At 65.5% G+C, this 21,899-nt stretch carries 17 protein-coding genes; 11 read left to right on the forward strand and 6 right to left on the reverse strand.

Going from position 1 to position 21,899, the window contains the following annotated elements; translation table 11 throughout:
* Positions 1-260 precede the first annotated feature (260 nt).
* From KF886_24075 to KF886_24120, 10 genes are all read left to right on the forward strand, one after another.
* On the forward strand, positions 261-1,253 hold the full coding sequence (locus KF886_24075) for a glycosyltransferase family 2 protein (protein MBX3180439.1): 993 nt from the start codon (positions 261-263) through the stop codon (positions 1,251-1,253).
* Positions 1,250-3,442: a bi-domain-containing oxidoreductase gene (locus KF886_24080; GenBank protein ID MBX3180440.1), complete on the forward strand. Its 2,193-nt coding sequence runs from the start codon at positions 1,250-1,252 to the stop codon at positions 3,440-3,442. Before KF886_24075 ends, KF886_24080 begins: the two co-directional genes overlap by 4 nt.
* Positions 3,442-5,085 (forward strand): hypothetical protein, encoded by a 1,644-nt coding sequence (locus tag KF886_24085; GenBank protein MBX3180441.1) that lies wholly within the window; start codon positions 3,442-3,444, stop codon positions 5,083-5,085. Before KF886_24080 ends, KF886_24085 begins: the two co-directional genes overlap by 1 nt.
* 318 nt (positions 5,086-5,403) lie before the next feature.
* The gene (locus tag KF886_24090) at positions 5,404-6,789 is read left to right on the forward strand and encodes a Coenzyme F420 hydrogenase/dehydrogenase, beta subunit C-terminal domain (protein ID MBX3180442.1); all 1,386 of its coding nucleotides are present in this window, start codon (positions 5,404-5,406) and stop codon (positions 6,787-6,789) included.
* Complete coding sequence (locus tag KF886_24095) at positions 6,782-8,479, forward strand: glycosyltransferase family 39 protein (protein ID MBX3180443.1); 1,698 nt, start codon at positions 6,782-6,784, stop codon at positions 8,477-8,479. The genes KF886_24090 and KF886_24095 overlap by 8 nt, the downstream gene beginning before the upstream one ends.
* Before the next feature lie 18 nt (positions 8,480-8,497).
* Positions 8,498-8,653, forward strand: a complete 156-nt coding sequence (locus KF886_24100; GenBank protein MBX3180444.1) for a hypothetical protein — start codon at positions 8,498-8,500, stop codon at positions 8,651-8,653.
* Between the two features lie 96 nt (positions 8,654-8,749).
* Complete coding sequence (locus KF886_24105) at positions 8,750-11,002, forward strand: tetratricopeptide repeat protein (GenBank protein MBX3180445.1); 2,253 nt, start codon at positions 8,750-8,752, stop codon at positions 11,000-11,002.
* Positions 10,999-11,829 (forward strand): hypothetical protein, encoded by an 831-nt coding sequence (locus KF886_24110; protein MBX3180446.1) that lies wholly within the window; start codon positions 10,999-11,001, stop codon positions 11,827-11,829. The genes KF886_24105 and KF886_24110 overlap by 4 nt, the downstream gene beginning before the upstream one ends.
* Before the next feature lie 2 nt (positions 11,830-11,831).
* Positions 11,832-13,094 carry an ABC transporter ATP-binding protein gene (locus tag KF886_24115; protein MBX3180447.1) on the forward strand — a complete coding sequence of 421 codons (1,263 nt, stop codon included), beginning with the start codon at positions 11,832-11,834 and terminating at the stop codon, positions 13,092-13,094.
* Between the two features lie 234 nt (positions 13,095-13,328).
* Entirely contained in the window at positions 13,329-14,177 is an 849-nt protein-coding gene (locus tag KF886_24120) for a metallophosphoesterase (protein MBX3180448.1), read from the forward strand.
* A 117-nt stretch (positions 14,178-14,294) separates the two neighbouring features.
* On the opposite strand, the gene lepB is transcribed toward KF886_24120, so the two are convergent.
* The 5 genes from lepB to KF886_24145 all read right to left on the reverse strand — a co-directional run bounded on the left by lepB (position 14,295) and on the right by KF886_24145 (position 20,167).
* A complete protein-coding gene (lepB, locus tag KF886_24125; GenBank protein MBX3180449.1) occupies positions 14,295-15,140 on the reverse strand; it encodes a signal peptidase I in 846 nt (281 codons plus the stop codon).
* 1 nt (position 15,141) lies between these two features.
* On the reverse strand, positions 15,142-16,956 hold the full coding sequence (gene lepA / locus KF886_24130) for a translation elongation factor 4 (GenBank protein ID MBX3180450.1): 1,815 nt from the start codon (positions 16,954-16,956) through the stop codon (positions 15,142-15,144).
* 125 nt (positions 16,957-17,081) lie between these two features.
* Positions 17,082-17,840 carry a DNA repair protein RecO gene (gene recO / locus KF886_24135; protein ID MBX3180451.1) on the reverse strand — a complete coding sequence of 253 codons (759 nt, stop codon included), beginning with the start codon at positions 17,838-17,840 and terminating at the stop codon, positions 17,082-17,084.
* Positions 17,841-18,019: 179 nt separating this feature from the next.
* Positions 18,020-18,913: a DUF1559 domain-containing protein gene (locus KF886_24140; protein MBX3180452.1), complete on the reverse strand. Its 894-nt coding sequence runs from the start codon at positions 18,911-18,913 to the stop codon at positions 18,020-18,022.
* Between the two features lie 342 nt (positions 18,914-19,255).
* Positions 19,256-20,167 (reverse strand): DUF1559 domain-containing protein, encoded by a 912-nt coding sequence (locus KF886_24145; protein MBX3180453.1) that lies wholly within the window; start codon positions 20,165-20,167, stop codon positions 19,256-19,258.
* A gap of 430 nt (positions 20,168-20,597) precedes the next feature.
* Here KF886_24145 and KF886_24150 point away from each other — a divergent pair, with 430 nt between their 5' ends.
* Positions 20,598-20,834 (forward strand): hypothetical protein, encoded by a 237-nt coding sequence (locus tag KF886_24150; GenBank protein ID MBX3180454.1) that lies wholly within the window; start codon positions 20,598-20,600, stop codon positions 20,832-20,834.
* Between the two features lie 829 nt (positions 20,835-21,663).
* Here KF886_24150 and KF886_24155 read toward each other — a convergent pair.
* Positions 21,664-21,899: hypothetical protein (locus KF886_24155; protein ID MBX3180455.1), on the reverse strand; the 236-nt coding region annotated here is incomplete at its 5' end.

Genomic DNA, 21,899 nt, shown 5'->3' on the forward strand with positions numbered 1-21,899 from the left:
GTACCTGCAAGTTCTTCAGGCTTTAGGCTGGAGGCTTTAGGCTTTAGGGGGATAGTGGACGGAGTGGACGGAGTGGACGGAGTGGACAGAGTGGACTGAGTGGACTGAGTGGACGGAGTGGACTGAGTGGACTGAGTGGTTGGGGTGGATGGGGCGGATGGGGTGGTTCGATTGGTTTTTGGCGGTTGTCATTTTGCCGGGGTGGCCGTTATACTGCGTTTTTATGGCGGGCCGTGTGTGAAACCCGCTTCCGAGGAGCTATGGAAACCACCCCCGTCGCCGCCGATACGAGCACGCCGAGTGTGAGCGTGATCTGTCCGATGTACAACGAGGGCGGGGGGATACGGGACCATGTTCGGCGTTTGGTGGCGGCGCTTAACCGGCTGCCTCGGTCGTGGGAACTGATTGTCGTCAATGACGGGAGCACGGACGATTGCGGCGAGAAGGTGGCGGAATTGGCCGCCGACGAGCCGCGCATCCGGCCCTACGGCTACCCGCGCAACCGGGGGCGGGGTTACGCGCTTCGAACCGGCTTCGGGCATGCGCGCGGGCGGATCATCGTGACCACGGAGTCGGATCTGAGCTGGGGGCCGGATATCGTCGAGACCCTGCTGGAGGCGCTGGAGGCGCAGGGTTGCGATGTGGTGGTGGCGTCGCCGCACGCGCCGGGGGGCCGGCTGGAGAACGTGCCGCTTTACCGCGCGCTCCTGAGCCGGGTGGGCAACCGGATCCTGCGCTTTGCGTCCGCCTCCCAGATCACGATGCTCAGCGGAATGACGCGCTGCTACCGGCGGGAGGTGATCGACGCGTTGTATCTCGAATCCGATGGCAAGGAGATCCACCTGGAGATCATCTCCCAGGCGGAGGCGCTTGGCTTTCGGGTGGGTGAGGCGCCGGCGGTGCTGCGCTGGGAGAAGGGCGCGCGCAAATCGAACTTCAACGCGCCGCGCTACATTTACTCGCACCTGATGTTCACCTTCAGCCAGGCGCCGTTTCTGCTGATGGGCACGGCGGGGCTGATCAGCATATTGGCGGGCGTGTTTCTGATGGCGGCGCTCGCGTACCAGTCGATCGCGCACGGCATCCGCGCGGGCGGGCGTCCGCTGTTGATCGTCGCCTTGCTGCTTATTGTGAGCGGGGTGCAGTTTCTCCTGTTTTCCTTCAGCGCGGGGCAGGTGGTGCAATTGCGGCGGCTGGTGCTGCAATTGCGCAACCGCGTGCTGGCGCGGGACCGGACCCGGGGCGGCGCATGAAGGTATTGACGCAGAATTTCAAGACGGGGGCGCTGGGTGTGGACGAGTACCCCGTGCCCGCGTGCCCGGTGAATGGCGCGCTCGTGGCGACGACCTGCTCGGCGGTGAGCCTGGGCACGGAGCGCGCGGTGTACCAGCTGGCGGCCGCGCCGCCCTGGGAGAAGGCCCGGCGGCGGCCCGATTTGGTGAAGCAGGTGTGGAACCGCGCGAAGAACGACGGGCTGCTGAATACGATCAGCGTGGTGCGCAACCTGGTGAGCAGTCCCGTGGCGCTGGGCTACAGCAGTTGCGGCGTGGTGCTGGAGGCGGGTTACCGCTGCGCGGGGGTGCGGCCGGGCGATCGCGTGGCGTGCGCGGGCTTCGAATTCGCGAACCACGCCGAGGTCAATGCCGTGCCGCACACGATGCTGGCGGGGATCCCCGATGGCGTGCCCGACGAGGCGGCCTGTTTCGCCACGGTGGCGAGCGTATCGCTGCACGCGCTGCGGCTTTGCGGCGCGCAGACGGGCGAGACCGTGCTCGTGCTTGGTCTGGGATTGCTGGGCCACCTGAGCGCGTCGCTGGCCGAGATACAGGGCGCGTCGGTTTTTGGCTACGACCCCGACCCGGCGCAGGCCGCCTCTGCCCGCGCGCGGTATCCTCGGGGCCAGTTTTTTGATGATCCGGCGGCGCTGGCGGGCCACCTGGGCGCGGGCGCGGATCACGTGCTGGTGTGCGCGGCCGGCGGGGGCGCGTCGCTCTTTCGCCTGGCCGGGGAATTGGCCCGGGATCGGGGCACGGTGGTCGTGGTCGGCGACGTGGAGTGCGCCCTACCGCGCCGGCTGTATTACGAGAAGGAATTGCGAGTCCAGTTTTCGCGCGCATACGGTCCGGGCCGTTACGATCCCGCCTACGAGCGTGCCGGCCAGGACTATCCGATCGGGTATGTGCGCTGGACCATGCAGCGGAATATGGAGGCGATCCTCGGGCTGATCGGGTCGGGCCGGCTCGATGTCGCGGGGCTTATCACGCACCGGATCCCGATTGCGGACGCGGCGGACGCGCTCAAGCCGCTTTTTGAGGGCGGCGGCGATCGCGCGCTGGGCATTGTAATCGAATACCCCGGCTATGACCTGGCGTCGGACGCGCCAATCCCGCTGAAGGCGGATTCCGGCGCGGTGCGGTCCGGCGCGTCCGGCCGCATGACGCCCGCCGGAAAGCAGGCGGTGGATTCGGTTCGTATCGGGTTGATCGGCGCGGGGCGTTTCGCGCAGGGGGTCCTTATACCAGCCTTCCGGCGCGCAGGCGCCGATGCCTTCACCCGGATCGCGAGCGCGGGCGGACTTTCGGCAGTCAGCGCGGGCCGGAAGTTCGGCGCACGGGAGGCGGTCTCCCGCCCGGAAAACGTAATCGGCGATCCGGACACGAACGCGCTGATTATCACGACGCGTCATGGCGAGCATGCGGCGTTGATTTGCGCGGGGCTGGCGGCCGGGAAGCACGTGTTCTGTGAGAAGCCGTTGTGCCTGAACGCGGCGGAACTGGAAGCCATCGAGGCCGCCGAGCGCGCTTCCTCGGGGATTTTCATGGCCGGATTCAACCGGCGTTTCTCCCCGATGCTGCTGGCGCTGCGCGACTACCTCCAGTTCTCCAATGAACCGGCGATGATCCTGTACCGGGTGAACGCGGGCGCGCTGCCGCCCGAGCACTGGGTGCACGACGAGCGAGAAGGCGGCGGGCGCATTATCGGCGAGTGCTGCCACTACCTGGACGTTGCCGGTCTTCTGATCGGGGCGTCGGCTATGCGGATCCATGCGACATCGATCACGGGCGCGGCGGGGACCGGCTATGATACGGTGACGATCACCGCGCAGTACGCCGATGGCGGCGTCGCCACGATTGTATTTGCGGCCAACGGCAACACGGCCTTTCCCAAGGAGTATCTCGAAGTGCATCGCGCCGGCAGCAGCGCCTTTTTATACAACTACCGCCGCCTCGTGGCGAAGGGCCCGGGCGGGCGGCTTCACCGGCGCGCGCTCTCGCAGCAGAAGGGCTTTGTGGAGGAGGCTCGGGCGTTTCTGGATGGCTGCCGCGGCGGCGCGGCGCCGATCCCGATGGCGGCCATGACGTCGGTCACGCGGCAGACCTTCGCGGCGATGGAATCGCTCCGTACCGGGATGCCGGTGGACCTGGATCCGGGGAGCGCCTGATGCCGATATCGCCCCAGGAAGCGGCCGAGCGATTCGCCGGGCCGATGATCGACCAGATCCCGCGGCTGCTGACGCAGGTGGATCGGAATCTCCACTCGCCGACCTATGGCTGCTGCTGCCGTAACCACTGGCACTACCGCATCGAGGACATCCCCAACGCGCAGATGCAGGAGCTGGTGCTGGCGCTGGCGCTGGTGTGGAAGCTCGACCTGCCGCCGAATCCGTACTTCAAGATGCCGGATCTGCTGGATTGGATCGAGGGCATCCTGGCGTACACGGCGGACATCCAGCGGCCCTCGGGCTGCTTCGACGAGGTGTACCGGGGCCAGGACTCCTACGCCGCCACGGCGTTTGTGGGTTTTTGCGTTTCCGAGACCCTGCTGCAACTCGGGCCGAATCTTACGCCGGCGGTGCGGCGGGACGCGCTGGACATGCTCAACCGCGCGGCGGGCTGGCTTTCGCGGACGGACGAGGCCATGGCGGGCAACCAGGTGGCGGGGGCGGCGGCGGCCTTCATGAACCTGCACGCGCTCGATCGTAAGCCGGGCTATGACCACGGGATGCAGGCGCTGCTGGAGCGATTGGAGGAAATGCAGACGACGGAGGGCTGGTTTCCGGAGTATGGCGGGGCGGATATCGGGTACAGTTCACTGGCGCACAGCTATCTCGCGCTGATCGCTGGCCGCACCGGGGATACGCGCGCCCGCGCCATGGCGGACCGGTGCGCCGGTTTCCTCCAGCATTTCCTCCACCGCGACGGCACGGCCGGCGGCGAGTACGGCAGCCGGAACACGGAGTACCTGATTCCGCTGGGGGCGGTGCTGGACGCCGAGACGCACGACGCCGGGGCGCGGCTGTACAACTTTCTTGTGACGCACCTGGAGGGCGAGTACCACGCGATCATCACGCGCTGCCTCGACGATCGCTACCTGGCGTACCTGAGCCCCTTCTATCTGCTCGCGGCGCAGGCCGTACTCGACCACACGCCAAAGCCGTGGCCGGCGCCGCCGCGCAAGGGCACGACCTGGTTCGAACAGGCGGGGCTGTGGTCCGTGGAATCGCCCTCGGTGAAGCTCGTCGCGAACCTGCGCAAGGGCGGCGTCTTCCACCTGGACCTCGGCGAGCACAGCTATGTGGACTCCGGCTACTTCGGCGACATTCCCGACGGCCAGATCGTGACGACGCAGCACCTGGACGCCGGCGCCGATGCGCGGGCGGAAGGCAACACGGCGCGGCTTTCCGCGCGGCTGGTGGTGAACCGTCCGGTGCGCGTGACGCCGTGGCGCAATGTCGCGCTGCGCGTGCTGAACCTGGCGGCGCCGGCTGTTCTTCGCCGCGCCCTGCTCGATTATCTGCGCAGCCGCGCGGTGGCGGCGGGACCGGGCGTGGGCCGGGTGCACCGGCAGATTGTGGTGGAAGACGACGCGGTGGAAGTGACCGACTTCATCGAGATCTCCGAGCCGGTGGTGCAGCTTGCGCTTCAATTGACCCGGGAGCGGGCCTTTTCTTTCGCATCGACGGGCTTTTTTCAGCCGCAGGAGCTGGAGACCGAGGCGGAGCTGGTCGGCGTGGACATCGTGGAGGGCAAGGCGGTCCTCAAGCGCCGCTACACGCGCGAGGGCCTCGAGATCTTGCCAACTTAGCCGTCTGAAGTAAGGTGTTCGCCGATACGAGATGATTTACTTACATTGGATGTATTCGTCATTCCCGCGAAGGCGGGAATCCAGTGGAATTCGAAGGTTTGTGCGTTCGCGTCGCTGGATCCCCGCGTTCGCGGGGATGACGGATCTGCTCACTCCTTCCATAGTGTAGGGTGAGTTAAGTAAGCCGACAGCCACATTCGTGGGGATGACGGTGTTCGATCACCCAGAGCCGCCACGGTTGGGTGCGACGAGGGTAACAGTTTCAGACGGCCAGAGAATTACCAAACCTGAAACGTTGGGAACGAGGAGGGAGCAATAATGGCCGCCACGCGGTGCGACGCCCTGGCCTACCTGAACGACCGCATTATCCAGGGCGGCCTGTGCACCCGCTGCGGGGCCTGCGCGGGGATATGCCCCGCGGAGAAGATCAGCTTCCGGGACCCGCTTGGGGCGTGCCTGCCCGCGATTGACGATTCCGTGGATTGCGGCGATTGCGGCGGCCTGTGCCGCGACGTTTGCCCGGGGGAATCGGTCGATTTTGCGGCCCTCAACCGCGCGGTGATGGGGGGCGTGCCGGCGGACATGCTGCTGGGCCATGCGGAGTCGTGGCATGTGGCGTGGGCGAGCGACCCGGCGGTTCGCGCGGGCGGCGCGAGCGGCGGCGCGATCACGGCGATGGCGCTGCACCTGCTGGAGTCCGGGGCGGTGCAGGGGGTTGTCTGCCTGATCGACGATCCGGCGGCGCCGCTGTTGCCGCGCGCGGTCATCGCGACGGATCGGGATACCCTGATGCTATCGCAGCAGAGCAAGTATTCGCTCGCGCCCCTGCTCACCGTGCTCCGGGAGATTGAAGTCTTTCCCGGTCGTGTGGCGATTGTCGCGCTGCCCGACCAGGTGCACGCGCTGCGCAAACTGGAGCGGATCGGGCATCCGGCCACGGCGAAGATCGCGGTGATCCTCGGTTCCTACTGCGGCGCGATCCAGCATTTCACCGCGGTGTCCGCGTTTCTGCGCAAACACGGGATCCGCGATCTGGACGAAGTGTCGAAAGTCGAATACCGCGCGGGGGCCTGGCCCGGCAGGCTGCGGGTGACGCTGCGGAACGGAACGGCGCTGGAACTGGATAAGTTCTACGCCAACTACATGACGTTGTTTTATTCCGTGGAGCGTTCGCTGCTCTGTGTGGACCTGACCAACGAACTGTCCGACATCGCGTTCGGCGACGCGTGGGCCCCGCGGTACGAGGCGCGGCACGAGGGCTTCAGCCTGATTGCGGTGCGCACGGCGCGTGGCGCGGAGGTGTTCGGCGATTGCGTTCGGGCGGGGGTTATTGCGGCGGAAGAAACGGATCGCGACGATGCCCGGGCGATGCACGCGCACGGCCTGTACAACAAGAAGATCGCGGTCTGGAGCCGGATTCAATTGCGTCGCTGGATGGGGAAGGCTGCGCCGGAGTACGGGTACACGGCGGTCCGCACGCGGAAACAGCGCGCGGTGGGGCTGGGCATCGCGCTGGTGTTCTGCCTGGGCCGCACGCGGCTGGCCCGGGGCGTGGTTCAGATCCTGCCGCTGGAGTGGACGGGGCGCATGTTTCTGTTTGTGCGGACGCGCTGGCGCAACGCCACCCGCCCGAAGCGCCGAAGCCAGGTGGCGGACTACACGGTGCGGTGGACTGAGTCGCAATGGGAGAAGACGAATGGCTGAAGCGACCGCCGTTTGGCGCGGGATCGATCCGGTGCGCTGGCTGCTGGCCTACGACGCGGTCGAGGCCGTGGGGTATGGCGAAGCGCGCGCGCGCGTTGCCCGCCGCGTCGCCTGGGCGCTGATCGCCTTGTTCCTGCTGTTCGGCCTGGCGGCGGTGTGGTTTCGGTGGACCGACAACAAGCCCACGGTGGCGAGCACGGGACTCGTGACCGCCCACAGGCTGGTGGCGCTGGACTGGGGCGGGTGGTTTCGGGAGAACATCTGGTGGCGCGGCAAGCAGACCCCGGCGCCGCTGACCTATACCGTGCACGGGCTGTTCTTCACGCTGTTCGGCTACAGCGTGCGCGGCATTCTGGTCTTGCACGCCGTCACGGGGGCCGCGCTTCTGGCGTTTCTCTACCGCGTTACGGCGCGTCGCGCGGGACCCTGGGCGGGGGCCGCTGCGGTTGCCTGGTGCCTGGGCATGCCGCTGTTCCACTACGTCACGCTGTCCGGGTGGACGTTCATCTGGGCGACGATGTTCCTCTTGCTGGCCGTGGACCTGGCGGATCGCGCCGCATTGACCGGCCGCGCGCGCTGGTTGCTACTGGCCGGAATCGCCGTCGGGTGCGCCGGGATGAGCCGCCCGGAAAACTACGCCACTGCGTTGCTGTTCGCCGCGCTTGCGCCGTTTGCGATGCGGTATCGGGTTGCCTTCCTGGCGATCGCGTTTTCGTGGCCGACGGCGCAATTCTTTGTGAACCAGGTGTTGCACGGCGCGGATCCCGGCCTTCGCATCCTCGACGATGCACGAAGCGCCATGGGCTTTGCCGAACTCTTCGAGGAATGGCTGGCCCGCGTGCGCCGGGCCGTGCTTAACCGGAATTTTTCGACGCCCTTGCAATGGCTCCTGCTGCCCGCAATCCTCGCTTTTGGTTTGCCGCGCCACCGGCTGCTGGCGGGCATTGCGCTTTATTTCTGGGTGGCGTTTTTCGCGGCCTACGCCATGCGCCGGATTTCCTTCAATCACGAAGGCTACTACTTCGCGCATGTGGTGCTCGCGATGCCATTCCTCGGCGCGCTCACCGTGTGGGCCGCCGGGCGGGTCCGGGCGATGCTCCAGCGGGCGGGGATGGCGCCCGCGCGCGCCGCTGCGGTTGCGCTGGTTGTCGTGGCGGCCGCATTTTGTGTGGAGCGGGTCACGCTGGGGAGCGCGTGGAAGGAGCGCGTGTTCTACCGCGTTCCGGCGCCGGTCCGCGCGCTTCGGGATGCGCTTCAGGGGCAGTTGGGGCCCGGGGACGCCATCATGCTGGACTATTTTCCGGAGGTGTCGTGGCTGCTGGCGGAAATCGAGGGTCCGGGCGGACGAAATGCCTATTACTACAACGTCGCGGTGACCGGTACGCCGCGGCCGCGTGTGAATGCCGCGCGCAAGGACCTCACAGACGAGGAAATCTTGCCGGTGAATCGTTGGGTGGCCGAAAATCTGGATCGCTGGTTTGAGCACAACGTTCCGCGCTATCTCGTGATGCTGGCGCCGGACGTGTGGGAGCGGGAGATGGGTCGAAAGCGCGCGATGGGGCATTACCGGATGTTTGGCCTGCGCGCCGCGGCGCCGTATGCGGCGACGGCGGCGGCGTGGGCCGGTGGGGACGTTGGGGAGGTGATGTTTGAGAATGAGGATTTTCGGATTGTTGCGCTGGATGAGTGAGTGGACAGCGTGGACGTAGTGGACAGAGTGGACGTAGTGGACGTAGTGGACGTAGTGGACGTAGTGGACAGAGTGGACAGAGTGGACAGAGTGGACAGAGTGGACAGAGTGGACAGAGTGGACAGAGTGGACGGAGTGGACGGGGTGGACGGGGTGGACGGGGGGCTTCTTTAATCGTATCCGGGGCGGGCGTTACAATGCGCTGGGCGGTCTGGCGCATGTCCTTGTGGGCGCGGGCGCTGGGTGGCGCCGCAAACGTTGAGGGCTATCATGTTGTTATCGTCCCGTCTGGAAGCCATGTTGGAGCGGATGCGGGTATTGGTCTCTGTCGCGCTGGTGGCCGGGGTGCTGGCCGTTCACGCCGCGGCGCCCGCGCAGCCGGCGCTGGAGCAGGGCGCGCCCGAGCGGGTGGAGGAATCCGTGGAGGCGTCCGATCCGGGGTCCGCGCGTGGTCCGGAGCGGGACTCCGTGGAACCGGGGGATCCGGCGGGGCGTGCCGCCGACACCGGCCGTTCCGCGACGCCGGATCCCGGGCCCACCACGCCGGCGCCGACGCAGCCCGGGCCCGGCGCGGCTCCGCTTCCGGGGTCGCCTGCTTCGCCGCCGACGCAACCCGCGCCCGGCGCGGCTCCGCTTCCGGGGTCGCCCACGCCGGCGCCTTTGCAGCCCGGGCCAGGCGCGGCTCCTTCGCCGGGGGCGCCTGCTCCGCCGCCTTTGCAACCCGCGCCCGGCGCGGCTCCGCTTCCGGGGGGGCTGGGGCCCGCGCCGGCGAACACGCCGCTGGCACGGCTCCAGGCGCTTGCCGCGGATGCGTCTGTCGAGCCGGATCTGGCGGAGGTGGCGTTGCTGGCGGCGCAACTTGCCCAGCCGGTGGACACGCAGGCGTATCTGGCGAAACTCGACGCGCTTGCGGCGGAATTCGAGCCTATTATCGGCAACCGGGGTCAGACGCTTGAAGTCGCCGGGCGGCTCGCCCGTTTCCTGTATCAGGAGAAGGAGTTCGCCAACAGCGCGGTGCAGTCCGCCGAAATTTTTGTTGGTCTGGACCAGGTGCTGGATAAGAAGCAGTGGAATTGCGTGGGTATGGCGCTGCTTTACGCGGCAATTGGCAAGCGCACGGGCCTGCCGCTTCAGTTGGTGGCGGGGCATGGCCACGTGCTTGTGGCGTATAACGCGCCGCCCTACTTTTTTATCGAGACAACGGCGCGCGGCGGTTTGCAGCCCAGCCGGGATTACCTGACCGAATACCTGCCGTTTCCGTGCGTGAGCCCGGCGCGCTACGTAGTCTTGAACAACCGCGAAGCGATCGCCATGACCTTGACGCAGATGGGGCTGGCGATGCAGGGCGCGCAGCGGTCGCAACTGGCGGGGACGCTGTTCTCCCTGGCGATCAACTTTTCGGAGACCTATGCGGAGGCCTGGGCGGGGCGGGGCTTTTTGCGCGCGGCCGAGGGGAACGCGCAGGGCGCCATGGCGGATTTCGAACGCGCGATCGATCTGGATCCCGAGCTGCGCGAGGCGTATGGCGGGCTTGGCGCGGCGTACCGCGAGCAGGGCAACCTGCCGCGCGCGGTGGAGACCTACCGCACGCTGCTGGCGCTGTGTCCCGAGGACAGTGTGGCGGTTTTCAACACCGGCCAGTTGCTCTACGAATCCGGGGATTTGCAGGGGTCGGTGCAGGCGTTCCGGCAGTACATCGACCTGGAGCCGCGCGACCCGGAGGGGTACATGCGGATCGCGTTTCCGCTGGAGGACGCCGGGGATCTTGCGGGGGCGGCGGAGGCGTACCAGCGGGTGCTTGCGCTGGCTCCGAATACGCCGGACGCGATCCTGAATTTGTCTTATATTTACGAGCAGATCCGGGACTTCAATTCGAGTATGGAAGGCTACCGGCGCGTGCTTGCCCTCCAGCCGGCCAACGTGCGGGCGGCCGGCGGGGTTGCGCGGGTGCTCGGGAAGACCGGCCGCTACGAGGACGCCCTGCGCACGTTTCGCGCCGCGCTGGAAAGCTACCCGAACACGGCGTTTCTCTGGGTTGACCTGGGGCAGTTGCTTGAATACGGCGGCGACTTGAAACAGGCCATCGGAGCCTACCAGGAGGCGGTGCGCGTGAATCCGTCGGATCCGGAATCGTACTATGCGCTGGCGCGGGCGCTTCAACGGGCGGGTCTCGCCAATGACGCGCAACATGTGCTCGCGCAGGCGCGGGCCGTGGAGGCCGCGCGATCGAGCGGGCAGGCGCGCCCGGGCGGCTGGGCCCCGCCGACAACCAGCGAGGGCGGGATTGCGGATCTCTTCCCGGGCGGCGCGGGCGCGCCGCTGGAGTTGCCGGCGCCCGAAATCGAGGGCGCGCCGCCGGGCGCCGAGCCCGATATGCAGCCGCCGGCCGATGCTTCTTCCGCGCCCGAAGGCAACGCGGATCCGGCCGCCCCCGCGGCTCCACCCGAGGCCGGGGCGGACGCGGGCTCCGCGCCGGAGGGCGGCGGCGAAGCGCCCGAGTCCCCGGCGGGCCCGGAACCGTGAGCAAGCCCGTTGTGGAGTACAGGGCGGAATCGCGCGCGCGCGCGTGGCGCGAGGTTTTGCGGGACATGGCGCGCGGGGTGGCGCACGGGCACTACATGGCTTACCGGCTTGCGTTGAAGGACGTGAAGGGGGCCAACGCCAAGTCCGCGTTTGGGCTGCTCTGGGATCTGGCGGATCCGTTGGTTTTCGGGGCGATCTTCTACGTGCTGATGCGGGCAGGGATACTGCACCCTGGGGATCTCGCGATCCCGTACGCGCTTTTTGTGACCTATGGCATGCTGCTGTACCTGACGTTTGCGGAGGCGTGGCTTGGCGCGGTGCGGATTTTTCCGGCCTCGCGCGGGCTGCTGACCCAGGTCAAGGCGCCGCCCGAGGCGCTGGTGCTTTCGGTGTTCTACCGGGTGTTGTTCAACAGCGGATTTCGCATCGCCGTCCTGTTGGTGTTCACCGTTGCGATGGGCGCGTTTACGCCGCTGGGTTTCCTGAAGTTTCTGGCGTGCTACCCGTTGCTGGTGCTGGGCGGCGTGGCGCTCGGGTTGATTCTGGCTCCGTTTAACGCCGTGTACAACGACGTTGAGCGCGCGGTGCGCCTGGTGATTCTACCGCTCCGTTTCGCGACGCCGGTGTTCTTTGTGATCGCCTCCGAGACGCTGATCCGGATTAACCCGGCCGCCGTGCTCATTACGAACCTGCGCGATCTGGCGACGGCGAACCAGTTTCACGATCCGCTGGCGCTCGTGGCGTGGAGCGGCGGACTCGCGGGGCTCTTTCTGCTTGGCTGGTTTGCGTTTCATCTGTCCGTGCCGGTGCTTGCGGAGCGGGCGTGAGCATGGCGCCGGCGATCCGGGTCGAGGGCGTTTCGAAGCGCTACTCCCGCCATGCCCAGACGCATCTCTCCTATGGGCTGGGCGACCTGATGCGCGAGCTGCTTGGCCGCCCGCGCCCGGCGGCGTTGCGCAAGGATGAATTCTGGGCGGTGCGCGATGTTTCGTTCGAGCTGGAGGCCGGTGGTTCGCTGGCGCTGATCGGGCGCAATGGCGCGGGCAAGAGCACGCTCCTGAAGATGCTCAACGGCCTGACCCGTCCCGACACCGGCCGGATCCGCCTGGAGGGCCGCGTGCAGGCGCTGATCAATCTCAGCGCGGGCTTCAACCCGGCCCTGACGGGCCTCGAAAACATCTACAACGCCGCGTCGCTCTCCGGCTTTGGCAGCGGCGCGATCCGCGCGATGGCCGACGAGGTGATTGCGTTTGCGGAGTTGGAGGAGGCGATCGAGAGTCCGGTGCAGACGTATAGCTCCGGGATGAAGGCGCGGCTGGGCTTCGCGGTGGCGGTGCATCTGCGGCCGGATATCCTGCTCATCGACGAAGTGCTCGCGGTGGGGGACTACGCGTATCAGAACAAGTGCTTTTTGCGCATGGAGCAGCTCAAGAAGCAGGGCGTCACGATGGTGTATGTGTCGCACAGCCACAACTCGGCAATCAAGCTGTGCGAGCAAGGGATCTGGCTGCACCGGGGCCGCGTGATGGCCAGCGGGGCTTGCCTGGAGACGGTTCGGGCCTACCTGGCGTTCCTGGAGGCGGAATCGCAACTGAAGGAGGCGCCCGATCCGGTCGCGGGCGAGGCCGGTGCGCCGCCGCCGCCGCGCGCGACGGACCACCTCTACGGACCGGTGCATTCGGGCTTCGATCACGTTCAGGAGGTTACCTGTACGTTGTCCGTCGATGGCCAGTCGTGCTCGGAGATTCCGGTGCACAGCGCGGTGGTGATCCGCTTTGGATTCACGCTGCGGCGGCGTGTTGACGGGTTGAGCGTGACCCTGAATTTCTTTCGGGAAGATGGCCTGCTGATGGGGATTGTGACGACGCTGTACGAGGGGTATCTGGACGGCATACACGAGGGCCGCGTGGAGTGCGAGGCGCACATTCCGGATTTGGATTTCGCGCCCGGCAACTACCTCGTGATGATGCCGATCTCCGAGGGGCAGGGCTATTTGTGGCGGGATGTGGCGGCGCGATTTCGGGTGGTGGGGGGCGGCCGGGTGGCGGCGGGGGTGAAGCATATTCGGCACAGCCTCCGCGTGCTTTCCTGACGGGGATATCACCACGAAGGGCACGAAGACCACGAAGGAAAGAAGTTGGAGAGGGCAGGGACAGCAGGGACGGCAGGGACGCCAGGGACGGACGGTGCAGACGGGATGGGCGGAGCAGGCGGGATGGGCGGAGCAGACGGCAGGGGCGGGGGCTTGCGTTGTGGGTGGCGCGGGGTTCGGGCGCTTTGCGACAATGCGCGGGGCAAAGAGTTGGGCTGGCAATCAGGACTTGGTATGGCGAACGAGATTGTTGCGCGGGATGGCGATGTGTTCCGCATATTGCAATTGACCGATTTTCATTCGGATGTGAGCGAGTACGCGAATGAGCGGACGCGGGCGGATGTGCGCGCGATGGTGGGGCGCTGCCGTCCGGATTTCCTGGCGGTGACGGGGGACATCTGGTGCGGGGATGGGCATCCGGACGCGGCGCCGATGTGGATGGCGCGCGATCTGGCGTTTATTGCGTCGCTGGAGACGCCGTGGGCCTTTACCTGGGGCAACCATGATTACGCGGCGGACGGGGCGCGCGCGCAGGCGCAGATCCTGCGCAGCCCGCACTACGCGGCGCCGGACTCCACGGCGCGCGGGGAGTGCCATATCGCGGTGGTGGATCGCGATGGTGATGCGCGCTGGGACCTGCTGTTCGCCAATTCCGGCGCGGAATGGCGTCTGCCGCAGGATCTGGAATGGGTGGGAGACACATCGCGCGCGCTGGTGGCGGCGCGCGGCCGCCTCATCCCGGCGGTGTTGTTTTTTCACATTCCGCTGCGGCGCTATCAGGTGGCGATTGACGCGGGGCGGGCGGAGGGCATCGCGAATGAGGAGGTGTTGTACTGGGGGGACGAGGCGGACACGGGGGCGGACCTGATTATGGCGATGCCGAACATCCGGGCGTGTTTTTGCGGCCACAGCCACCGGAACGACTGTTGGTTTGAGGAGGGCGGCGTGCGTTTTTCGTATGGGCGATCAACGGGTTATGGCGGCTATGGGGAGGATGTGAAGAAGGGCGCGACACTCATCACGCTGGATTTGCGTGGGGAGGCGGTGCGGCACGAGGCGGTGTTCGGGGATGAAGTTGGGTGATTTTTGGGGTGGTGGGGGATGGTGGGCGGTTATGTGACGTCGGGTGCGGTTGTTGCCGCAGGAATGCCCGCGATCCTGTGTTGGCGGATCGCGTGGCACGGGTGTGGTGGATCGGGGTTAGGAGCCGGTGTCGCCGGCGGCTTTGGCCTGGCGATCGCGGCGCCAGTGGTGCGCTTCGAAGGCGATGAGGGCGATGGGGATGCCGTAGAGGAGGAGTTTGCCCCACCAGGTGTGGGAGAAGCCGGTGAAGTCGCGCCAGTGTCCGATGGGCCAGATCACGGCGGAGGCGCGCCCGTAGAGGTGGTTCCGGGGCACCCAGCCGTACATGCGCCCGTCGACGCTGTTGAGGCTGTTGTCACCCAGGAGGAAGTAATGGTCTTCGGGGACCAGCTGGTACTCGTCGCCGGGCAGGGAGCCGTACTTCGGGGGGAACTGCTGGAGCATCTGTGCGAGGGCCATGCGCTGTTCGGCGTGCGGGGCCTGCTCGGCGGCGCGTTCGACGTCCTCGTAGCCCCAGTAGCCCTTGAAGTCGTCGGGCATGGTTTCGCCGAGGGGGATCTTCTCGCCGTTGATGTAGACTTCGCCGCCGCGGAGCTCGACGCGCTCGCCGGGCAGGCCGACGACGCGCTTGATGAGGCGGGGGTGTTCGCTTCCGCCCGCCGGGGGCTTGAAGACGACGATATCCCAGCGATCGGGCTCCCACCAGTTCCAGAGGCGTATGGCTGTGAAGGGGATCCGCGGTCCGAAGTACATTTTGTTTGTGAGTACGCGGTCGCCCTTGAACATGTTCGGGTGGCCGTGCAGCGTGGGCTCCATGGAGCCGGACGGGATGCTGTACTGGTCGATGACGCAGCCCTTGATAAAGAGGATGACGAGGAGCAGGATGGCGATCTCGCGGGCCTGCTGTTTCCAGCGGGCGGCGCGGGACTCGCCGGCGGGCGCGGTTTCGGATTGGGCCGCCACGCTACCGGTCCGCGTCTTCGCTGACTTTGAGCAGGGCCATGAAGGCTTCCTGCGGGACTTCGACGGTGCCGACCTGTTTCATGCGCTTCTTGCCTTCCTTCTGCTTTTCGAGGAGCTTCCGTTTACGGGTGATGTCGCCGCCGTAACATTTCGCGGTCACGTTTTTGCGGAGCGCCTTGACGGTCTCGCGCACGATAATCTTCCCGCCGATGGCGGCCTGGATGGCGACTTCGTATTGCTGGCGCGGGATGAGTGTACGCAGCTTGGAGGCCAGGGCGCGTCCGATGGGCACGGCATTGTCGCGGTGCACGATAACGGAGAGGGCGTCGACGGCTTCGCTGTTGAGCAGGATATCGAGCTTGACGAGGTCGCCGGGGCGGTATCCGATGATGCGGTATTCGAGGGAGCCGTAGCCGCGCGTGTAGGACTTGAGCTTGTCGTAGAAGTCGACCACGATCTCGGAGAGCGGCATTTGGTAGACGGCCATGCAGCGGCGCCCGTCGATATAGTCGACGCGGACGTGTATGCCGCGCTTTTTCTTGCAGAGGTCGATGACGGTGCTCAGGTACTCCGTGGGGCACATGATGTCGGCTTCGATATAGGGCTCTTCGCAGAGCTCGATTTCGGCGCGGGGCGGCATCTGGGAGGCCTTTTCAATGATCTCGACCTCGCCGTCGGTGCGGGTGATTTGGTAAGCCACGTTGGGCATGGTGGAGACGAGGGTGAGGTCGAACTCGCGCTCGAGGCGCTCCTGGATGATCTCCATGTGGAGGAGGCCGAGGAACCCGAGGCGGAATCCGAGGCCGAGGGCGTCGGAGCTGTCGGCGACATACTCGAAGGAAGCGTCGTTGAGGCTGAGTTTTTCGAGGGCGTCGCGCAATTCGCCGAAATCGGTGGCGATGGCGGGGTACATTCCGCAGAAGACGACGGGCTTCACTTCCTTGTAGCCCGGAAGGGCCTGGGGGGCGGGCCGGAGCGCGTCGGTGACGGTGTCGCCGACTTTGGTGTCCTGGAGCGTCTTGATGCTGCAGATCATGTAGCCCACTTCGCCGCAATTCAGCGATTCCATGGGCTTGGCTTCCGGGGTGAAGCAGCCGACCTCCGAGACTTCGTATTTGCTGCCGGCTTTCATGAGCAGGATTTTCTGGCCCTTGCAGATGCGCCCGTCCACCACACGGAGGTATACGACGACGCCGCGGTAGGTATCGTACACCGCGTCGAATATGAGGGCGCGGAGCGGTCCCTCGGCGTCGCCCTTCGGCGGGGGGACTTTGCGAATGACGGCTTCGAGGACGTCCTCGGTGCCGATGCCGTTTTTCGCGCTCGCCAGCACGGCCTCGGAGGAGTCCAGGCCGATGACGTCCTCGATCTGCTGCCGGGCGTCGTCGATATCGGCGGCGGGGAGGTCGATCTTGTTGATGACCGGGATGATTTCGAGATCCTGTTCGACGGCCTTGTAGGCGTTTGCGAGGGTCTGTGCCTCCACGCCCTGGGCGGCGTCCACGAGGAGCAGGGCCCCCTCGCATGCGGCGAGGCTTCGCGAGACCTCGTAGGCAAAGTCCACGTGCCCGGGGGTGTCGATGAGGTGGAGCATGTAGGTCTGGCCGTCTTTCGCGGTGTAGGCCATGCGCACGGCGACGGATTTGATCGTGATCCCGCGCTCCCGCTCGATGTCCATGGTGTCGAGGGTTTGCTCTTTGAGCTTCCGGTCCTCGACGGTGTGGGTGAACTGCAGGAGCCGGTCGGCCAGCGTGGATTTCCCGTGGTCGATGTGTGCGATGATGCAGAAGTTTCGAATGTTTGATTGCGACGGCATTCAGGGCCTTTAACTACTCTGGGGTTGGCCTGGCATGGGGCCAGGCGCTTACATTGTCCCGGCTTCCGCCACGCGGCGCCGGCCCTCCACTGCATTGCGCGGGATACGGCCCGCGCCGCCCGGCCCTACCGGATGGGCGCCCCGGCGCTTTCCTTATCCGCTGTTGGGAAGAGGTCGTCCAGGACGCGCAGGCTCCGGTAGTCTGATTCTGTCTGGCGCGCGGTATAGCCGCGCAGCAACTGGAACGCGTCCCGCGGCGCCGGAACGTCTGGGCATTCCGCCGCCGCCGCGAAGAGCGCGCGGAGGGACGCGAGCGTTTCCCGGGAAACGCGGCGCGGGGCCGGGCAGGCTCCACACACCGCGCCCCCTTCGAAATCGAAGCCCGGATTATCACCTATTGCGCGGCCGCAATGCACGCATTCGCGCAGGGACGGCTCAAATCCCGCCGCCGCCAGCATGCGCGCGATCTGCCACGCGCAATGCGCCCGCGGGTCGCCGCGCCAATCATTGAGGCGTTCGAGCCCCGCCGAAAATGCGGCGTAGAAGTTTTCGGACGGCTCGTTTTCGTGCGCCACGTGAAGCGCGAGTTCCAGCGGGAAGGCGGCAAAAGCGCCGCGTTCCAGATCGTTTTTCACGCCGGGGTACGCTTCGAGCAGACTGGCGTCGGCCAGGGTTTGCACGGAGCGCCCTTCCTTCCAGTAGTACACCAACTCCACCCGGTTCATCGTGTCCAGCACGCCGGCGAGCGGGCTGCTCTTTCGGCGCACGCCCTTGGCGATGCATGCGAGCCGCCCGCGGCGGGGGGTCAGGAACGTGACGATGCGGCTGGTTTCGCTGTAATCCACCCGCCGCAACACATGGGCTTCCGCCTTTTCCTGGGGCACGGGACGACTCCTCACTTCGGGCGGGAAGGGGACGATACCCGCCTGCCGCCAGAGGCCCGAAAGTATAGCATTTCAAGTGCTTACGCCGCAAATAGCGGAGGAAGAGAGCCGGCGCCGCGCGCGCCACAAAAAAAGCCCCCCGGGCGCGCCTTGGCGACCGGGGGGGCTGGCGATTTCAATTAGAAGCCGGAGACCAGGATGGCCCAGGCGCGCTGGGCCGGAAACTTGCCGGGGTACCGGATGAATTCCACGTGGCCGTCCATATAGAGCGCATTGGCGCCGCCGGGAAGGTGGTTGTAGTCGCTTGTATCGGCCTCGATGCCGTCGTAGTGGATCACGAGATCGCTCTGGGCTTTGGCCGATGCGCCGGGGTTGTTGATGTCGGTGATGAGGAATCGCTCGATGCCTTCGCGGATACGCAAGGCGGGCTTGCCGCCCGGGATCGGAAGGTCCCTGTCGACGGCGTCCAGCGCTTCTTGTTCGGTCGTCGCGAGGGCGACGGCGGTGGCCATATCGATAATGCCCTGCACGAATCCGCCGCTGATGATGCCTTCGGCGATCAGGCCGGGCAGGTCGGTGGCGGAGCCGTCGCCCGGGTTTACGCCCGGCATGAGGTAGGCCTCCTCATTGGTGACCCAGGCGTTGTAGATGTAGGAGCGCGTACCGATTTTGCAGGCGAGGATGGGCCGGTTCGGGTCGCCGCCTTCGCGCCAGCCGCCGTTCTCAATATAGCCGATGCCGTCAATGTCCGATGGGCAGAGGTTCACATTGACGTCGGAAAGGTATTCGGGGTAGATCTGCGGGCCGTGCCACATGAAGTCTACGCCGAGGGAGTCGCAGACGCCGGGGGTTGAGCCTTCGCCGACGTAGCTCACGGTGGGGAATTTCTCGCCCTTGGATTCGTTGGCGTACATTTTGAAGGCGAGGCCCATTTGCTTGAGATTGTTTTGGCACGCGGCGCGGCGCGCGGCTTCGCGGGCGCGGGCGAGGGCGGGGAGCAGAATGGCGGCGAGGATGCCGATGATGGCGATCACGACGAGTAGTTCGATGAGGGTGAAACCTTTGCGATTCATTCGATTCTTCCTTTCGGTACATTCACGACTAAAACGGTTGATAAATCAATAAGCTGTGTACGCATGAATGTGCAGGCCATGTAGACGTATCCGCCGCCACGCGGTGGGTTCACTGCGCTCCTCTCCGGCCTTTGCCCTGGCCTCTCACGCGGACGCGCCTGCCCGGATACCTCACCATCGTATACCAGATCTTGAAAAACCGCAAGCCCTTTACCTAATTTTCGGTATAATCATAAGTGTTTTAATTGATTTGGGTTAGGCGAATGCCCGAACTTAACAAAAAAGCCGGGCCGCGGGAATTCCCGCGGCCCGGAACAGCGTAATGGTGCTGTTATCCGTGGGTTACTGGCCCAGCAGGGTCGCCCAGGAGCGGCTGGCCGGATACTTCGAGGGGTACTTGAGCCAGGACACGTGGCCATCCATGTAGAGCACATTGGCGCCGCCGGGCACGTGGCTGAAGTGCTGGGTGTTCGCCGTCACTTCGTCGTAGATAATCGGGAGTTCGCTTTGGGCCTTGGCCGAAGCGCCGGGATTGTTGATATCCGTGATGAAGAAGCGCTCGATGCCCTCGCGCAGGCGCTGGAGCGTGGTATCGCCCAGCACCTCGTGGGTGAAGCGGAAGTCGCCTTCGGCGAGGCCCTTCGCGGTAGCCAGGGTCGTCGGATTGAAGCCCGTGCTGTTCAGGCCGTCAATGGTGCCCTGGATCGTCAGGAAGCGGGTGATGAAAGCGACCGAGGCCGTGACGCCGGGTATATAATCGTCGTTGTCGTTCGACTCATCCAGCATATAGTGGCGGGCGCTGAAGGGCCAGGGGCTGTAGATGTAGGACAGATCGTCGAGTCGGCAGGCGTTTATCGGCAGATTCGCGTTGCCATCGACGTGCCAGCGGCCGCCATCCCAGCGGTTCTGTCCGTCCTGGTCGGAGGGGCAGACGAAGACGTAGAGGTCGGTGACGTAGTCCGGATAGATATCCGGGCCGTGGGGGATCAGGGTGAGGTTGAAGCGTTCGCAGTCGCCGACGCCGTCATTGTTGACCAATTCCCGGAGGTATGCCGCGGGGGGGAACTTCTCGCCCTGGGACTCATTCGCGAACATTTTGAGGCTCAAGCCCATTTGCTTGAGATTGTTCTGGCAGCTTGCGCGCCGGGCGGCTTCGCGTGCGCGCGCGAGGGCGGGCAGCAAGATAGCCGCGAGGATGCCGATGATGGCGATCACCACCAGCAATTCGATCAAGGTAAATCCTTTGCGTTTCATGTTGGACAGTTCCTTTTGACTCTCTGAATAAATAATTGCCAAAGCATTGACGCCGTCAATAACGTGAAGCAGGGCGAAACACCGAAATACCCGTCGCCGCGTAAGTATGAATCCCGCGCTCCTTTCCGGCCCTACCCGTGGCCTCTCACTGCGACGCGCCTGCGTGGGTAAGGTGTATGATATACCGGATTCGGCGAAATTGCAATGGCCTACTTAATCTTCGGTATAGGCGCTTAAGGTGTTGTATTGGAGAGACTTGTGTATCTGTTGTCCCCCGGGTGCGCGGGGAAAGGCGGGCGGGCATGCGGAGTTTTCGTTGCGGACATATGCGAAATTCCAGAATTAACGCATTGGGGGCCGGGCGCGGTCGTTCGGCGATGCCGGCAGGGCGTGGAGCGCGGCTGAACCGGAATCTGCGCGGGAGTCCCCGGTGCCACGACCCAACGTCTTGATGAACCGCGACTGGACGCGCATCGACACAGGGCAGCCTATGGCCGCAGCCAAAGAAGAGATCACCACGAAGGTCTTAGGGCAGCCTCGGGCCGCAACCAAAGAAATGATCACCACGAAGGGCACGAAGGCCACAGCGCAGCCTCTGGCCGCAACCAAAGAAATGATCACCACGAAGGGCGCGAAGGTCACGAAGAAAAGAAGAGAAGAGGTTTAACCTCAGAGATCGCAGAGTGCGCATGGGGTGTTATTGTGCGCGGACGGACCAGGGTGGATGAATGGGGGCGGACTCTTTACCACGAATGAACACCAATGCACACGAATGCGCCGGGAGAAGCGGCTGGCCGCGATCAGGATTTTTGACCACGGATTACACGGATTACACGGATAGAAATGGATGCCGGTTGTTGGGGTGTGCAGGCGGCTGCGTGCTGTTTCCAAGGTGGCCTGTTCGGATTGTTCAGCCAGCAGCCAGCATCGGAATTGTAACGGGGTTGATCGGGTGGCGGGCGGCTTCTTCTTGTTTGGTTCGCGTGTCGCTTCAATCCGTGCCATCGGTGTAATCCGTGGGCAAGAAAAGGATTTCGACCACGAAACTTGTGGAACGGCCCGGAGATTCTCACTGGAGTTTCCGATTCGCAAATACCTTTACACCACATGGTTATGGGGCGTCTGAAGGCAGGAACCTGGAGAATAATCAAAAAGTTGACGGATAGTAGCACGGGGGCGGCTTCTGGCGGCAATCGAATAAAGTTGAACCGCGAATTGACTGGAGTGGACGCGAATGAAGGAAGTTTCGTTTCGCCTTGGGATTCGGAGGGTCTATTCATGGCGCCACCGGGCGGTTCGAAGCACCCCACACGCCGCCCGGGCCTGGCGGATGAGGCCGTGTTGGCGCAGGTTGATTCTTCCTGGCGGTTTTGAATCCGCCGCGGCTGTCGGATTCGTTCCCGCGCACGGCTGGAGGCCGGCGGTATCTCGAACGGGAAAGTCCCGGAGCTTTGCGCGCTGGCGGTGATGCGCGCGGTGCGCCGGGAGGGTTCGCGCTACCGCATTGACTTGGGCGGCCCGAGGATTTCGTGCAGGACGATGCTGGTGCGTAGGGTTTTCGGGTGGTGCAGCAGTTCCTTGACGGTGGATTTGCGGCGCTGCCTGCGCGGGGTCTGGGGCGCGGGCGCGGGTGTGGGGGGCGTTTGTGTCCGGGTGACCTGCGGCGGCTGCGCGGGCCTGCGCTGGGCTGGGGGGGCGGCCGGGGGCGCGGGCCGCTGGGGCTGCGGGATGG

Source organism: Candidatus Hydrogenedentota bacterium (genome assembly GCA_019637335.1).
Classification (GTDB): domain Bacteria; phylum Hydrogenedentota; class Hydrogenedentia; order Hydrogenedentales; family JAEUWI01; genus JAEUWI01.

Excerpts from the sequence above, each read along its gene's own strand:
- KF886_24085 (MBX3180441.1), top strand. The coding sequence starts at position 3,442 with ATGCCGATATCGCCCCAGGAAGCGGCCGAGCGATTCGCCGGGCCGATG.
- KF886_24145 (MBX3180453.1), bottom strand. The coding sequence starts at position 20,167 with ATGAAACGCAAAGGATTTACCTTGATCGAATTGCTGGTGGTGATCGCC.
- lepA (MBX3180450.1), bottom strand. The coding sequence starts at position 16,956 with ATGCCGTCGCAATCAAACATTCGAAACTTCTGCATCATCGCACACATC.
- KF886_24090 (MBX3180442.1), top strand. The coding sequence starts at position 5,404 with ATGGCCGCCACGCGGTGCGACGCCCTGGCCTACCTGAACGACCGCATT.
- KF886_24120 (MBX3180448.1), top strand. The coding sequence starts at position 13,329 with ATGGCGAACGAGATTGTTGCGCGGGATGGCGATGTGTTCCGCATATTG.
- KF886_24140 (MBX3180452.1), bottom strand. The coding sequence starts at position 18,913 with ATGAATCGCAAAGGTTTCACCCTCATCGAACTACTCGTCGTGATCGCC.
- KF886_24105 (MBX3180445.1), top strand. The coding sequence starts at position 8,750 with ATGTTGTTATCGTCCCGTCTGGAAGCCATGTTGGAGCGGATGCGGGTA.
- KF886_24080 (MBX3180440.1), top strand. The coding sequence starts at position 1,250 with ATGAAGGTATTGACGCAGAATTTCAAGACGGGGGCGCTGGGTGTGGAC.
- KF886_24075 (MBX3180439.1), top strand. The coding sequence starts at position 261 with ATGGAAACCACCCCCGTCGCCGCCGATACGAGCACGCCGAGTGTGAGC.
- KF886_24095 (MBX3180443.1), top strand. The coding sequence starts at position 6,782 with ATGGCTGAAGCGACCGCCGTTTGGCGCGGGATCGATCCGGTGCGCTGG.
- KF886_24115 (MBX3180447.1), top strand. The coding sequence starts at position 11,832 with ATGGCGCCGGCGATCCGGGTCGAGGGCGTTTCGAAGCGCTACTCCCGC.